Annotated in this window: 15 protein-coding genes, 1 tRNA gene and 1 pseudogene; 6 read left to right on the top strand and 11 right to left on the bottom strand. The window is 59.7% G+C overall.

Annotation, left to right across the window (positions count from 1 at the left end; translation table 11 throughout):
- Position 1: 1 nt before the first annotated feature.
- Positions 2–757 carry a tRNA (cytosine(32)/uridine(32)-2'-O)-methyltransferase TrmJ gene (gene trmJ, locus ACF8FG_RS16075; protein WP_004576300.1) on the bottom strand — a complete coding sequence of 252 codons (756 nt, stop codon included), beginning with the start codon at positions 755–757 and terminating at the stop codon, positions 2–4.
- A gap of 151 nt (positions 758–908) precedes the next feature.
- Here trmJ and suhB point away from each other — a divergent pair, with 151 nt between their 5' ends.
- Positions 909–1,727, top strand: coding sequence for an inositol-phosphate phosphatase (gene suhB, locus ACF8FG_RS16070; protein WP_003248548.1), 819 nt, complete (start codon positions 909–911; stop codon positions 1,725–1,727).
- A 167-nt stretch (positions 1,728–1,894) separates the two neighbouring features.
- Here the strand turns inward: suhB and ACF8FG_RS16065 are convergent, their stop codons facing one another.
- The 6 genes from ACF8FG_RS16065 to queA form a co-directional block, all read right to left on the bottom strand.
- Positions 1,895–2,437 carry a glycine zipper 2TM domain-containing protein gene (locus tag ACF8FG_RS16065; RefSeq protein WP_014589751.1) on the bottom strand — a complete coding sequence of 181 codons (543 nt, stop codon included), beginning with the start codon at positions 2,435–2,437 and terminating at the stop codon, positions 1,895–1,897.
- A gap of 121 nt (positions 2,438–2,558) precedes the next feature.
- Positions 2,559–3,467, bottom strand: a complete 909-nt coding sequence (gene secF / locus ACF8FG_RS16060; protein ID WP_014589750.1) for a protein translocase subunit SecF — start codon at positions 3,465–3,467, stop codon at positions 2,559–2,561.
- Positions 3,468–3,477: 10 nt separating this feature from the next.
- A complete protein-coding gene (gene secD / locus ACF8FG_RS16055) occupies positions 3,478–5,340 on the bottom strand; it encodes a protein translocase subunit SecD (protein ID WP_019438895.1) in 1,863 nt (620 codons plus the stop codon).
- Positions 5,341–5,403: 63 nt separating this feature from the next.
- On the bottom strand, positions 5,404–5,739 hold the full coding sequence (yajC, locus tag ACF8FG_RS16050; protein WP_003248556.1) for a preprotein translocase subunit YajC: 336 nt from the start codon (positions 5,737–5,739) through the stop codon (positions 5,404–5,406).
- Between the two features lie 43 nt (positions 5,740–5,782).
- Positions 5,783–6,898 carry a tRNA guanosine(34) transglycosylase Tgt gene (gene tgt / locus ACF8FG_RS16045; RefSeq protein ID WP_014589748.1) on the bottom strand — a complete coding sequence of 372 codons (1,116 nt, stop codon included), beginning with the start codon at positions 6,896–6,898 and terminating at the stop codon, positions 5,783–5,785.
- 14 nt (positions 6,899–6,912) lie between these two features.
- Positions 6,913–7,962 carry a tRNA preQ1(34) S-adenosylmethionine ribosyltransferase-isomerase QueA gene (queA, locus tag ACF8FG_RS16040; protein WP_004576301.1) on the bottom strand — a complete coding sequence of 350 codons (1,050 nt, stop codon included), beginning with the start codon at positions 7,960–7,962 and terminating at the stop codon, positions 6,913–6,915.
- 105 nt (positions 7,963–8,067) lie between these two features.
- Between queA and ACF8FG_RS16035 the strand changes: the two genes are divergently transcribed.
- Positions 8,068–8,152 (top strand) — tRNA-Leu (locus ACF8FG_RS16035).
- A 73-nt stretch (positions 8,153–8,225) separates the two neighbouring features.
- On the opposite strand, the gene ACF8FG_RS16030 is transcribed toward ACF8FG_RS16035, so the two are convergent.
- The gene (locus ACF8FG_RS16030) at positions 8,226–8,723 is read right to left on the bottom strand and encodes a RidA family protein (protein ID WP_014589747.1); all 498 of its coding nucleotides are present in this window, start codon (positions 8,721–8,723) and stop codon (positions 8,226–8,228) included.
- 79 nt (positions 8,724–8,802) lie between these two features.
- On the bottom strand, positions 8,803–10,218 hold the full coding sequence (locus ACF8FG_RS16025) for an FAD-binding oxidoreductase (RefSeq protein WP_041166846.1): 1,416 nt from the start codon (positions 10,216–10,218) through the stop codon (positions 8,803–8,805).
- A 434-nt stretch (positions 10,219–10,652) separates the two neighbouring features.
- Here ACF8FG_RS16025 and ACF8FG_RS16020 point away from each other — a divergent pair.
- Positions 10,653–10,754: pseudogene (locus tag ACF8FG_RS16020) on the top strand (effector protein); the annotation flags it as partial.
- Positions 10,755–10,778: 24 nt separating this feature from the next.
- On the opposite strand, the gene ACF8FG_RS16015 reads toward ACF8FG_RS16020, so the two are convergent.
- On the bottom strand, positions 10,779–11,201 hold the full coding sequence (locus tag ACF8FG_RS16015) for a VOC family protein (RefSeq protein WP_014589745.1): 423 nt from the start codon (positions 11,199–11,201) through the stop codon (positions 10,779–10,781).
- A 341-nt stretch (positions 11,202–11,542) separates the two neighbouring features.
- On the opposite strand from ACF8FG_RS16015, the gene ACF8FG_RS16010 reads away from it, so the two are divergent.
- Both ACF8FG_RS16010 and ACF8FG_RS16005 read left to right on the top strand, forming a co-directional pair.
- Entirely contained in the window at positions 11,543–12,190 is a 648-nt protein-coding gene (locus tag ACF8FG_RS16010; RefSeq protein ID WP_026031968.1) for a trypsin-like peptidase domain-containing protein, read from the top strand.
- Positions 12,191–12,360: 170 nt separating this feature from the next.
- Positions 12,361–12,840 carry a GNAT family N-acetyltransferase gene (locus ACF8FG_RS16005; protein ID WP_014589743.1) on the top strand — a complete coding sequence of 160 codons (480 nt, stop codon included), beginning with the start codon at positions 12,361–12,363 and terminating at the stop codon, positions 12,838–12,840.
- A gap of 10 nt (positions 12,841–12,850) precedes the next feature.
- Here ACF8FG_RS16005 and ACF8FG_RS16000 read toward each other — a convergent pair whose 3' ends face one another.
- Positions 12,851–13,147: an addiction module antidote protein gene (locus tag ACF8FG_RS16000; RefSeq protein ID WP_003248566.1), complete on the bottom strand. Its 297-nt coding sequence runs from the start codon at positions 13,145–13,147 to the stop codon at positions 12,851–12,853.
- Between the two features lie 320 nt (positions 13,148–13,467).
- On the opposite strand from ACF8FG_RS16000, the gene ACF8FG_RS15995 reads away from it, so the two are divergent.
- Positions 13,468–14,361, top strand: coding sequence for a bestrophin family protein (locus ACF8FG_RS15995; RefSeq protein ID WP_014589742.1), 894 nt, complete (start codon positions 13,468–13,470; stop codon positions 14,359–14,361).
- Positions 14,362–14,370: the final 9 nt, after the last annotated feature.

The raw sequence follows: 14,370 nt of genomic DNA, 5'->3' as shown, positions 1-14,370 counted from the left end.
GTCAGTCCTTCCGTTTATGCGGCTCGCCCCGGACCACTTTCTGGGTCTCGGTGAGGATGCCGCGCAAAATGCTCATTTCCGAACGCTCGACCGCCACCCGCCCATACAGCCGGCGCAGGCGCGGCATCAGGTGCTTGGGCTTTTCGGGGTCGAGGAAGCCGATGCCCACCAGGGTTTTCTCCAGGTGGTCGTAGAACAGCTCCATTTCATCCATGGTCGCCAGCTCAGCGGCGTCAACCTTCTCGACTTTGCCCGGTGCCTCACCGGCAGCCAGCCAGGCCATGCGCACCTCGTAGGAGAGCACCTGCACGGCAGCCGCCAGGTTCAGCGAGCTGAAGTCGGGGTTGGAGGGAATGTGCACGTGGAAGTGACATCGCTGCAGTTCTTCGTTGGTCAGACCGGCGTGCTCGCGCCCGAACACCAGGGCGATTTCCTCGCCGCCATTGGCATGCTCCACCGCCTTGGCACCGCATTCACGCGGGCCGATCAACGGCCAGGGAATGCTGCGCTCGCGAGCGCTGGTGCCCATCACCAGGTTGCAACCGACCAGCGCCTGCTCGAGGCTGTCGACCACCTGGGCGTTATCCAGCACATCGTCGGCGCCCGAAGCACGGGCACTGGCATCCACGGCGGGGAATTCTTTCGGCTGCACCAGCACCAGACGCGACAAGCCCATGTTTTTCATGGCACGCGCAGCGCCGCCGATGTTGCCGGGGTGGCTGGTATTGACCAGAACAACACGAATATTTTGCAGCAAGGTGTTGTGCTCACAGATGCAGGAATCAGGGCCTTCGATCTTACAGAACCGACAGACGTAACGCCATGAAAGCAAATGTGACACTTCTGCCGCCAAAGTTTTCTGCTAGAATGATCGGCTTTCTTCTTTAACATCTCCAGGTGACCCGCCCATGCAGCCTATGCTGAATATCGCCCTGCGCGCCGCTCGCAGCGCCAGTGAACTGATTTTCCGCTCCATCGAACGCCTGGATAGCATCAAGGTCGATGAGAAAGAGGCCAAGGACTACGTTTCCGAAGTCGATCGCGCCGCCGAGCAGAGCATCGTCAACGCCCTGCGCAAGGCCTACCCGAACCACTCCATCCAGGGCGAGGAAACCGGCCTGCACGCGGGTAGCGGCGAAGAAGGCAAAGATTACCTGTGGATCATCGATCCGCTGGACGGCACCACCAACTTCCTGCGCGGCATCCCGCACTTCGCCGTCAGCATCGCCTGCAAATACCGCGGCCGCCTTGAGCACGCCGTGATCGTCGACCCGGTTCGCCAGGAAGAATTCACCGCCAGCCGTGGCCGTGGCGCCCAGCTCAATGGCCGCCGCCTGCGCGTCAGCTCGCGCACAAGCCTGGAAGGCGCCCTGCTGGGCACCGGCTTCCCGTTCCGTGATGGCCAGATGGCGGACATGGACAACTACCTGGGCATGTTCCGCGCCTTGACCGGCCAGACCGCCGGCATCCGCCGCGCCGGCTCCGCCAGCCTGGACCTGGCCTATGTGGCTGCCGGCCGCTTCGACGCCTTCTGGGAGTCGGGCCTGTCCGAATGGGACATGGCAGCGGGCGTACTGCTGATCCAGGAAGCCGGTGGCTTGGTGAGTGACTTCAACGGTGGCCACGACTTCCTCGACAAAGGCCACATCGTTGCAGGCAACATCAAGTGCTTCAAGGCAGTACTGACTGCCATCCAGCCCCACCTGCCAGAAAGCATGAAGCGCTAAGCGCAGATTGCGGCAAACAAAAAGCACCTCTCGAGGTGCTTTTTTGTGCCTGGTGGTTTTGCATTGCCCGTACCGGCCTCTTCGCGGGTAAACCCGCTCCTACATGGATCGCATTGCCCCTGTAGGAGCGGGTTTACCCGCGAAGCGGCCGGCACAGACAACGCAAATTACTGACCCGCTTCGCTCAGGATCAACTTGCCATTCTTGTCCAGCGGAATGGTCGATCCCGGCTCGCGGTCCATCTTCACCTTGCCTACCTGATCACCGATGGAATAGGTCACGTTGTAGCCCACCACCTTCTCGCTGATGTCGTTGACCGTGTTGCAGCGGGTTTGCGTGGTCGTGTAGGTATCACGCTCCTGCATGCCTTCCTGCACCTTGTTACCGGCATAACCACCACCGACCGCACCGGCCACCGTGGCAATCTTCTTACCGGTACCACCACCAATCTGGTTACCCAGCAAACCACCGGCCAGCGCACCCACGACGGTGCCAGCGATCTGATGCTGGTCCTTGACCGGCGCCTGGCGCGTAACGGCAACGTCCTTGCACACTTCGCGCGGGGTTTTCACCTGTTGCTTGATCGGCTGCACGTCGGTGACCTGGGCATACTCAGGCCCCTTGTTGACCAAGCTGTAGGTCGCGACAGCACCTCCGGCAGTCACACCGACAGCACCCAGTACCGCACCCACCAGCATTGATTTATTCACGTGGACCTCCTGATCGTACCAGCGGGTATAAACCCGCGCTTCTCCCAGCCTTGGAGCAAAAAAAAAGGCGCGAGTTCAATACTCGCGCCTTTTACACCGCCAGGCGGTGATGGACTAGCCCTTACGGACGATCATCCACACCCTCGGCCTTGGTCGGCGGGATCAGGTCTTCGCTGTTCAGGTTCAGCCAGATCAGTACCACGTTGGCGATATAGATCGACGAGTAGGTACCGGCCATGACACCAATGAACAGGGCAAGCGAGAAACCGAACAGGTTGTCACCCCCGAAGAACAGCAGCGCAGCAATGGCCAGCAAGGTCGAAACCGAAGTGGCGACGGTACGCAGCAGGGTCTGGGTGGTGGAAATGTTGATGTTCTCGATCAGCGAGGCCTTGCGCATGACACGGAAGTTCTCGCGTACCCGGTCGAACACAACAATGGTGTCGTTCAGCGAGTAACCAATGATCGCCAGGACCGCCGCCAGCACTGTCAGGTCGAAGGTGATCTGGAAGAACGACAGGATACCCAGCGTTACCACCACGTCGTGGATCAGCGAGATGATCGCGCCAACGGCGAACTTCCACTGGAAGCGGAAGGCCAGGTAGATGAGGATACCGCCCAGAGCCAGGAGCATGCCCATGCCGCCCTGGTCGCGCAGCTCTTCACCGACCTGCGGACCGACGAACTCGACACGCTTGACCGTGGCCGGGTTGTCGCCGCCTGCCTTCTGCAGCGCGGCAGCTACCTTGTTGCCCAACTGCGGGTCATCGCCCGGCATGCGCACCAGCAGGTCGGTAGTGGCGCCGAAGCTCTGCACCACCGCCTCGTCGAAGCCGGAGTTGACCAGCTCGGCACGCACCGCCTTGAGGTCGGCAGGACGCTCGTAGGTCAGCTCGATCAGCGTACCCCCGGTGAAGTCCAGCCCGAAGTTCAGGCCCTTTTGCCACCAGCTGAACAGCGCCAACACGGTGAGGAGCACGGTGACGGCGAACGCGACATTGCGCACGCCCATGAAATTGATGGTTTTCATCGCAGCTCCCTCAAACCCACAGCTTCTTGATGTCACGCCCGCCGCAGGTCAGGTTGACCAATGCACGGGTCACCATGACGGCGGTGAACATCGAGGTGAAAATCCCGAGGGACATGGTGACCGCAAAGCCTTTGACCGGGCCGGTACCCATGGCAAACAGGATGCCGCCGACCAACAGGGTGGTCAGGTTGGCGTCGACGATTGCCGAGTAGGCGCGATTGAAGCCTTCGTGGATAGCGCGCTGCACCGACATGCCAGCAGCGATCTCTTCGCGAATACGCGAGAAGATCAGCACGTTGGCGTCCACCGCCATACCCATGGTCAACACGATGCCGGCAATACCCGGCAGGGTCAGGGTCGCCCCCAGCAGCGACATCAACGCCAGCAGCAGCACCATGTTGCCCGCCAGGGCGATGGTGGCCAGCACGCCGAAGGCGCGGTAGATGGCAATGATGAACAGAGAGACAAACAACATGCCCCACAGCGAGGCGTCGATACCCTTGGTGATGTTGTCGGCACCCAGGCTTGGGCCAATGGTACGTTCTTCAGCGAAGTACATTGGCGCGGCCAGACCACCGGCACGCAGCAGCAGAGCCAGTTCCGACGACTCGCCCTGGCCGTTCAGGCCGGTGATGCGGAATTGGCTGCCCAGCGGCGACTGGATGGTCGCCAGGCTGATGATTTTCTTCTCTTCGACAAAGCTTTGTACGGCAACGTCCTTCTCGACGCCACCGACAGTCTGCTTGACGTAACGGGTGACTGGCTTCTGCTCGATGAAGATCACCGCCATGCTACGGCCAACGTTGCTGCGCGTTGCGCGGCTCATCAGCTCGCCACCGTGACCATCCAGACGAATGTTCACCTGCGGGCTACCATGCTCGTCAAAACTGGCCTGGGCGTCGGTGACCTGGTCACCCGTGATGATCAGGCCCCGCTCGACGGCAGCGGAGCGGCCGCCCTCACGGAACTCGAACACCTCGGTAGTGGCTTTGGATGCACCTGGTTCAGCACCGAAGCGGAACTCCAGGTTGGCCGTTTTACCGAGGATACGCTTGGCTTCGGCAGTGTCCTGCACGCCTGGCAGCTCGACCACGATACGGTTGGCGCCCTGGCGCTGCACCAGCGGCTCGGCCACACCCAGTTCGTTCACGCGGTTGCGCACGGTAGTGAGGTTCTGCTTGATCGAGTATTCGCGGATCTCGGCGACTTTCGCCTGAGTCAGCGCCAGACGCAGCACCGCAAGCTCGTTGCGCTCGGTGGTGGTCAGTTCGAAATCATTGAAATTCTTGCGGATCAGGGCACGTGCCTGTTCGCGGGTGGCATCGTCAGCGAAGCCCAGCATGATGCCGCCATCCTGCTGAGGCAGGCTGCGGTAGCGGACGCGCTCTTTGCGCAGCAAGGTCTTGACCTCGCCTTCGTAGACTTTCATGCGGGCAGTCATGGCCTTGTCCATGTCCACTTCCAGCAGGAAGTGCACACCACCAGACAGGTCCAGGCCCAGTTTCATCGGGCTTGCGCCCAGGTTGCGCAGCCATTGCGGGGTAGTCTGGGCCAGGTTCAGGGCCACGACGTAATCATCGCCCAGTGCCTTGCGCACGACATCCTTGGCTGGCAGTTGGTCTTCCTGATTGGTCAGGCGGATCAGCCCGCTGCCCTTTTCACCCAGGCTTGCGCCCTTGACGGCGATCTTGGCATCGACCAGCGCCTTGCTGACGCGATCGAGGTCGGCCTGATTCACCTGCAGCGCCGAGCTGGCACCGCTGATCTGTACCGCCGGGTCATCCGGGTAGAGGTTGGGAGCGGAATAAATGAAACCGACCACCAGTACCAGCACGATCAGTGCATATTTCCACAGAGGATATTTGTTCAGCATCACGCCGCCCGTTCAAGACGCGGGGCGCGTTGCGCGCCCCGACTGGAAAATAAAACCGGTAACTCAGATAGCCTTGAGCGTACCTTTTGGCAGGGTCGCAGCAATGGCACCCTTCTGGAACTTCAGCTCGACAGTGTCGGACACTTCCAGCACCACGAAGTCATCGGAAACCTTGACGATCTTGCCGGCGATGCCGCCGTTGGTGACAACTTCGTCACCTTTCTGCAAGTTGCTCAGCAGGTTCTTCTGCTCTTTTGCGCGCTTGGCCTGCGGGCGCCAGATCATCAGGTAGAAGATGACCAGGAAACCGACCAGGAAAATCCACTCGAAGCCGGTACCGGCTGGGCCAGCGGCAGGTGCTGCAGCGTCCGCGTATGCGGCGGGGATGAAGAAGCTCATTGGGCACTCCTAATGTTAATTTTCTAATAATGGATGCGGACAGTCAGTCCAAGGGCGGTACAGGAAGCCCGCGCTTGGCGTAGAAGGCGTCGACAAAGGCGGCCAATTTACCCTGTTGAATAGCCTCGCGTAAACCGGCCATCAAGCGCTGATAATGGCGCAAGTTGTGGATGGTATTCAGCATGCTGCTCAGCATTTCGCCGCATTTGTCCAGATGATGGAGATAGGCGCGCGAGAAGTTGGTGCAGGTATAGCAGTCACAGGTCGGATCCAGCGGGGATTCATCGTGACGATGGAACGCATTGCGGATCTTGATCACCCCTGTATCGACGAACAGATGACCGTTGCGCGCGTTACGCGTCGGCATCACGCAGTCGAACATGTCGACGCCGCGGCGCACACCCTCAACGAGATCTTCCGGTTTGCCTACCCCCATAAGGTAACGAGGTTTGTCAGCAGGCATCTGGCCCGGCAGGTAATCCAGCACCTTGATCATTTCGTGCTTGGGCTCGCCCACCGACAGACCGCCAATGGCCAGACCGTCGAAACCGATGTTTTCCAGGCCTTCCAGCGAGCGCATGCGCAGGTCCTGGTACATGCCGCCCTGGACAATGCCGAACAGCGCTGCGGTGTTGTCGGCATGGGCGTTCTTCGAGCGCTGGGCCCAGCGCAGCGACAGCTCCATGGAAGTGCGTGCCACATCGTGCTCGGCCGGGTACGGGGTGCACTCGTCGAAGATCATTACCACGTCGGAGCCCAGGTCACGCTGAACCTGCATCGACTCTTCCGGGCCCATGAACACTTTGGAACCATCGACCGGCGAAGCGAAGGTCACGCCCTCTTCCTTGATCTTGCGCATGGCGCCCAGGCTGAATACCTGGAAACCACCGGAGTCGGTGAGGATCGGGCCTTTCCACTGCATGAAATCGTGCAGGCCGTTGTGCTTCTTGATCACCTCGGTGCCCGGACGCAGCCACAGGTGGAAGGTGTTGCCGAGGATCATCTCGGCGCCGATGGCCTCGATATCGCGTGGCAGCATGCCCTTGACCGTGCCATAGGTACCCACCGGCATGAATGCCGGGGTTTCCACGGTGCCACGTGGGAAGGTGATGCGACCCCGACGGGCCTTGCCGTCGGTGGCCAGCAGTTCGAAGGACATTCGACAGGTGCGACTCATGCTTGATCCTCGGGCCCGCGTGGCGCCGGATTGCGGGTGATGAACATGGCATCACCGTAACTGAAGAAGCGGTACCCGTGCTCGACCGCCGCTGCGTAGGCAGCCATGGTTTCGGGGTAGCCGGCGAAAGCCGAGACCAGCATCAGCAGCGTGGACTCCGGCAGATGGAAGTTGGTGACCAGGGCATCGACCACATGGAACGGCCGGCCCGGGTAGATGAAGATGTCGGTGTCGCCACTGAACGCCTTGAGCACGCCATCACGCGCGGCGCTTTCCAGCGAACGCACACTGGTGGTGCCAACCGCGATCACCCGACCACCACGGGCCCGGCAGGCCTCGATGGCATCGACCACATCCTGGCCCACTTCGAGCCATTCTTTATGCATGTGGTGGTCTTCGATCTTGTCGACCCGCACCGGCTGGAAGGTGCCGGCGCCCACATGCAGGGTGACGAAGGCGCGCTCGACGCCCTTGTCGGCGATCTTTTCCAGCAGCGCCTCGTCAAAGTGCAGGCCTGCGGTAGGCGCGGCAACCGCGCCAGCGCGCTGGGCGTACACGGTCTGGTAGCGCTCACGGTCGGCGCCCTCGTCCGGGCGGTCGATATAGGGCGGCAACGGCATATGGCCGACACGGTCAAGCAACGGCAGCACCTCTTCGGTGAAGCGAAGTTCGAAAAGCGTGTCATGGCGCGCGACCATTTCGGCCTCGCCACCGCCATCGATGAGGATGACCGCGCCTACCTTGGGCGCCTTGCTGGCGCGCACATGGGCCAGCACCCGGTGGCTGTCGAGCACGCGTTCGACCAGTACCTCCAGCTTGCCGCCGGAGGCTTTCTGGCCAAACAACCGCGCCGGGATCACCCGGGTGTTGTTGAACACCATCAGGTCGCCGGGGCGCAGATAGTCGAGCAAGTCGGGGAATTGCCGGTGCGCCAGCGCGCCGGTAGGCCCATCGAGCACCAGCAGACGGCTGCCATGGCGCTCGGCCAACGGGTGGCGGGCGATCAGGGAATCAGGGAGTTCGAAGGAAAAATCGGCGACGCGCATGATGATGTTCGGTTCGGCAGGGCCGGGAAGTTTAGCCCAATGTGTGAAAATTGACCATGAAAGCCGATTGACCGACCAGCGGCACCTCTTTATACTGCGCGCCACGCCCTGATGGCGGAATTGGTAGACGCGGCGGATTCAAAATCCGTTTTCGAAAGGAGTGGGAGTTCGAGTCTCCCTCGGGGCACCAAATCCGGAAAAAACCGACCTTACGGTCGGTTTTTTTTTGCCCGCCGATTTTGTCGGGCTGGGCAAAGGTCCTCTCAGGGACGAACCGCTGTCACTTCGATCTCAACCCGCCAGGCAGGATGCGCCAGGCCTGCAATCTGGAACGCCGAGCGCGCAGGTAGCACCGGCTGCTTGGCGGCTGGCCCGAAGAACTGGGTGTAGCCAGCCATGAAACCTTCGAAATCCATCTTGCCGCCGTTCTCCGGTCCCCCCACCAGGAATACCTGCATCTTCACCACGTCAGTCAGGCCAAGACCCAGCGTTTTCAGCTGCTGCTGGATGCTTTCAAGCACATTGATGGTTTGTGCCTTGGTATCACCGTAGGCTTCCAGCGAATCCTTGGGCGCATCGGGATGGATCACCGACGGGACGGAACCGCTCAGATAGACGACCGACTTCCCGGCAGGAATCTCTACAGCCGACGAGATAGGGAAACTACCTGCGCCATGGCGCACGATATCTTGTGCATGAACGCTGCCAACACCGGCTATTCCCAACGCCAATGCAGCAACGGTCTTGAAAGCGAATTTCATATTTCTCTCCTGATGGTTACACAAGAATGTACACGCACCGTTTATGCGTGTACGGGTCATCCCATTGCGGTAGGCGTACTTAGAATCGATACAAACTGAAGGGTTTCGGGTCCAGCACCGGCGCCTTTCCAAGCAGCAGGTCTGCCGTCAGTTCGGACGACACCGGGCTTTCCGTCATACCCCAACCGGTCGCGGTGTTGATGACCAGGCCTGGGTACTCGTTGACCTGCGAAATGATCGGGTTCTCATCCGGGGCGATGGCCATGGCACCGCTCCACTGATCGATCAACTTCGCATCTTTGAAGGCAGGGAACTCGACTTTGAGCTTTTCCAGAGATGCATCCAGCTCTGGAATATCCGGGGCCGCCGTCATCAGCCTGTTTTTCTCGAAGGGCGATACCTCGTCCAGCCTCCACTGGGTGGGCTGAGTGAACGAATCGATCAGTTGCTTGTTGAGTGAGATGTGCACCGGGAAGTCGGGGATGGCCAGCAATGGCAGGTATTTATAGCCATACATGAACGATTCTTTGACCACCGGGGCAACGACGACGCGCGGCGAGGTGGCGTATGTACCGTCGGCCTGCTCACGGAAGTAGATATTCCCTGGCAATGCAACGTTGCCCCCCGGTGCACGGGGCGCCGCGCTGATGATTTGCTGGGACTGGTAGGCCGGCAAGGTAGGCACATCGACGCCCAGGTTCTGCATGAACAGCCTGGACCAGGCGCCGCCTGCCACGACCACGCGAGAAGTCCTGATGGCGCCCTTCTCGGTCACCACATCGGAGATGACGCCTGCCTGGGTTTCCAGGCCCCTTGCGGCGCAGTGGGTGTAGATACGCACACCCATTTTCTTGGCGTACTCCGCCATGACAAACGATGCGCGCTCGGCGTCCAGGCTACCGGAGTCTTCCTCGAAACCTGCAATTTTCCAGCTTGATGATGCACCGCGCAGCCGCTGTTCGAGTTCATTCCCCTGAATGATCCGAGTCTTGAAGGGGTTGTCCGCTGCTACTTCCCGGCTTTTGACATCGATCCACTTTCTGACGTTTTCCAGGTCTTCTTCATCGAAAGGAACTTCGACCCGGCCCTGTGTGCGATAGCTGGTATCTGCACCCACTTTGGCATTCATCTCGCGCCACCGTTGTTTGGCAAGATGGTGCAACTGGAACGTCGCATCAGGCATCTTGTAGGTCATGACCTGACCATAGAACCTGCATGACTGCTCGCCGGCAATATCACCTTTTTCAACGACGACTACCGAGAGGCCACGCTCGACAAGATTGATTGCGGTCATGAGCCCCAGAATACCAGCGCCAACAACGACGACGTCTGCCTGTTTGGGAAGCGCACCTTCGCTACCTTCTACAAAACCAAACCGCGGTTTGCCGGGGATCAACCTGCCTTCGCGGGTCAGCAAGGGGGTCAGAATGCCTGCGCCACCTGCAATAGCCACGACGCCGCCGCCGATCAAAAATTTACGCCTCGTCATTCCCATGACACTTTCCTTTCCTGGTAATCGGTGTGGGTTCATCAGCTCAGGCGGCGAGCCACCTCCCCGGCCGCCAGCCGCCGCGGTCAACTTTCGGCCACCGCGTCAGGCTGATGTTTAAATTTGAAGGGCGGCTATTTTGTTGATGACCCGCTTCGGGAAAAAGCGCTGTGGGCAAATACTTAGTTCAGCCATTTTGAAACTATCGTACAAGGGACATAAATAGTTGATATGGCGACACTCAACACTTGAAAGAGGGAAGTTAGTTCGGGCGAAGATGCTGGCTTAGTTCCGAAAGTGCACGGGGGCAATAAGCGCTGCGGGTTCAGTAACTGTGTGGGTGCACAGCGTTATGTGGCAACACTTCATTGCCACATATTCAGTATGGACAAAGGCATCAGGATCCGACGGTGGTAGATCTGTCCAATGCACAGGGTGGCATGGAGCGGATCGGCACGGATTAGCAGAGCCTGTTCAGGTTCAGTGAGCACCCGATCCAGATGGATACCCGTGGCGAGCCCCTCGAGCGCAACCTGGGGTGAATTTTTCGTGCATCCGCCCCTGGCTCAGGCGCTCTTCACGCCGAGATCTTCAGCAAACCGAAGCAGGTAGCCGTCCGGGTCCTGCACCAGGAAATTGCGCTGGCCGACCAGCATGCCGCCCTGGCGGTACCAACACTCTTCAATCGGCTTTCTGATGCTATGCCCCGCAACCCCCAGCGACTCGACCAAGGCCAGTGCATCAGCGCATTCGATTGACAGGTTGATGCCTCGACCATAAGGCGGCTCCAGCGGGCCGACCCGCCAGGGTGACTCACTCTGCCAGTCCTGCTCCAGCATCAGCTGGCTGCCACCAAAAGACAGGAAGGCAAAATGCTCTTCTGGCCGGTCGTATTCAATCTTGAAGCCCAGTACGCCGCAGTAGAATGCCAGGCTGCGAGGTAGATCAGAAACAATCAGCTCCGGCACCAGGGGATTTAGCTTAAACAATGTTCTGATTCCTTTCAGGGTAAGTCGACTGGCAACTATGAACAGGTCGCCCTGAAAAAGGTAGCTTGTCAGTGTGATCGCCCCTGCAGCTCAATGCAGTTCACACCCATCAGATCCGCCCGAAAAAAATGCCTTCACTTTGACGCCGCCCCAATGGCTCTGGGACCTGCAGCCATACCTGCATTCTATTGGCCGCCGTCATGACTAACACTTAAGCTGTCATTCGTCGGATATATGTCGAAAGTATTGTTAGAGTAATGGCACTTCGCCATAGTGGCGCTCCCCTTTCTCCACGCAATGTGTGTCCCATGAAAACAATCGCGCCCTGCATGGCGGCAATGATGCTGCTCAGTGGGTGCAATGGAGTGCCAACGTCGTACGTTTCAGATCCCGTCTATAGCCAGGCGTTCGTGGTTACCTCAGGTGCCCCGCTGCCCATGTTGCTGATGGCCAGCGCCATCCAGTGGAACGAGGATTACGCTGTAACCGCCAAACACACCCCCTTCCTGCGCAACGTGGTCCATGAGGGCCTCGGTGACGTAGTGTTCTTCAAGCACAAAGCCAGCAGCGTGCCGCACTGGCGCCAGTACGTGCCAGGGGAAGCCGTGACGGCGGTGGGCTTCAACAGTTTCATGATGCCGATGCGGGGCAAGGGCCATGCCCTGTCGTCGCTGGTACGGCTTGAAGGTACGCCTGGCAGCGTCTTCTACTCGGTGCACGACGGCCCGATTACCAAGGGTATGTCGGGTGGGCCTGTGTTTGCCGATGACGGCAAGGTGGTGGGCATCAACGTGGCCATCATTCCTACCGACGAGATCGATGCGGGCAAGCGCCCGGACCTGGTCGGCAAGGACCGTATCAGCGTGTTCATGTCGTTCAGCGAAATCGACAAGGAATGGCGACGCTATCAGTACCTGCTGGCGCACAAGGCCAAGCCCAAGGCACCGGCTGCGGTCAAAGGCTACGTGGCGGTGGCCGCCAAGCCGTGAATCGGGGCGCGGTGTTGGATGGAAAGCGGCCTATGATGTGAGGCTGATGGCCTCTTCGCGGGTAAACCCGCTCCTACAGGGCCTGCACAGGATTTGAGCCTTGTGCAGTACCTGTGGGAGCGGGTTTACCCGCGAAGAGGCCCTGCCAGCCAACGCGAGAAGGACCTGCCATGCACCTGACCCACCGCCCCATCCGGCCAGAAGACATCCCCGTTATCTGCAGCTTCCCGCAGAGCCCGGACGAACTGTTCTACATGTTCCCCAAAGCCACCTACCCCCTCACCCCCAACCAGCTGAGCGACGCCATAGCCCAACGCAGCGGCTCCACGGTAGTGGAAGGTAACGGCGCTGTCCTGGCCTTCGCCAATTTCTACAAAGCCGAACATGGCGGCCTATGTGCCCTGGGCAACGTAGTAGTGGCCCCCAGCGCCCGCGGCCTTGGTGTAGCGCGTTATCTGGTAACGGCAATGATCGACCTCGCCCGCCAGCAGTACAGCGCCCGGGAGGTCTGGGTGTCATGCTTCAATCACAACACCGCCGGCCTGCTGCTTTATCCACAGCTGGGCTTCACACCGTTCGGCATCGAGGAGCGGCGGGCGTGGGACGGCACGCGGGTAGCGTTGGTGCAGATGAAGCAAATACTGACTTAACCGAGCTGGATCAGCGGGTCATTGCATGTGGCTGAACGAGAAGGTCCACCCCCAGAGCACGAATGACCCTCAATACAGTGTCAAAACGAGGCTTCGCGCCAGGGCTCAGCGCCTTGTACAGGCTTTCTCTACCCAGCCCACTCTCCGTAGCAATATGTGTCATGCCCCGTGCACGAGCGATATGGCCAAGTGCTCGAATGATTTCCTCGGTATCGCCATCTGATAGCACCTGGCTAAGGTATTCACTGATTGCCTCATCGCTGCTCAACAAGGCTGCCATATCAAACGGGATCAATTTTTCGCTCATTTCATCTCCTTCAGCAGCTTTCTGGCTTTGAGGATATCGGCGGCCTGGGTGGCAGTAGCCAAGCGGCAAAGCTTTTCGTCTGTTCAACGAGAAACATCAAGTGGTCACCCAATCGTATCCTTATGGATACACCCCTTCAAGGATTGAAGCGACCCACTCTTTCGTTTTTGAGCTGAACCAGGAATTCAGGCACATCTGATAGGCTGGTCGGATTTTTCCCTTCGTTTCAGCTACAAAATCCCTTGCAACATTCAACCCTCGAACCTTCGACGAGCCTCGGCGTCCCATCCTGCATCCCCCGCGTTTCGAGGTGCCCCCGCGTGAAAGACGTCATCGCCCGCAAGTACCGCCTGGTGGTGAAGACCATCGGCTATATCGGCTGGTCGCTGTTCTGGCTGCTGATCTGGGATGTGCTGGTCACCATCGATTTCATGCTGTTCTTGAACAGCAAGTTCACCCTGCCACTGATCCCGCTGACCCTGCTGGGCTCAGCCTTGGTAGTGCTGGTGAGTTTTCGCAACAGCAGTGCCTACAACCGCTGGTGGGAGGCTCGCACCCTATGGGGGGCGCTGGTGAACAGTTCGCGCAGCTTCGCCCGGCAGACGCTGACGCTGATCGATGACCCGGATGACAGCCTGAACCCGGTCAAGGCCACCCTGCTGCGCCGGCATATCGCCTATGTGAACTGCCTGGCGGCGCACTTGAAAGGCGAAAGCTGCCCGGAGGAGCTGATGGCCTTCATCCCCCCGGCGGAGTTCGAACGGCGCAACCGCTCGAACAATTTCGCCAATGACATTCTCGGCGGCTCGGCAGCCTTGCTGGCGCGGGAATACCAGGCCGGGCGACTGGACAGCATTCGTCTGGCGCGACTGGAGTCGACGCTGGTAGACCTTTCTAACGCCCAGGGCGGCATGGAACGGATTGCCAATACGCCATTGCCCTACCCCTATGTGTATTTCCCACGGCTGTTCATCACCCTGTTCTGCCTGATCGTGCCGGTGGGGCTTGTGGAGTCGCTGGGCTGGTTCACGCCGCTGGCGTCGACGGTGGTAGGGTTCATGTTGCTGGCCATCGAGCGGATCGGCACGGACTTGCAGAGCCCGTTCAGGTTCAGCGAGCATCAGATCCAGATGGATACCATATGCGAGACGATCGAGCGTAACCTGGAGTCGATGCAGCGGGAGGCGCAGTGTGCCGAGGCTGTAGACGCCTGAGAGATGTCG

The organism is Pseudomonas sp. YQ_6 (genome assembly GCF_043103245.1).
Classification (GTDB): domain Bacteria; phylum Pseudomonadota; class Gammaproteobacteria; order Pseudomonadales; family Pseudomonadaceae; genus Aquipseudomonas; species Aquipseudomonas alloputida.
This window is presented reverse-complemented; position numbering and strand designations above follow the sequence as displayed.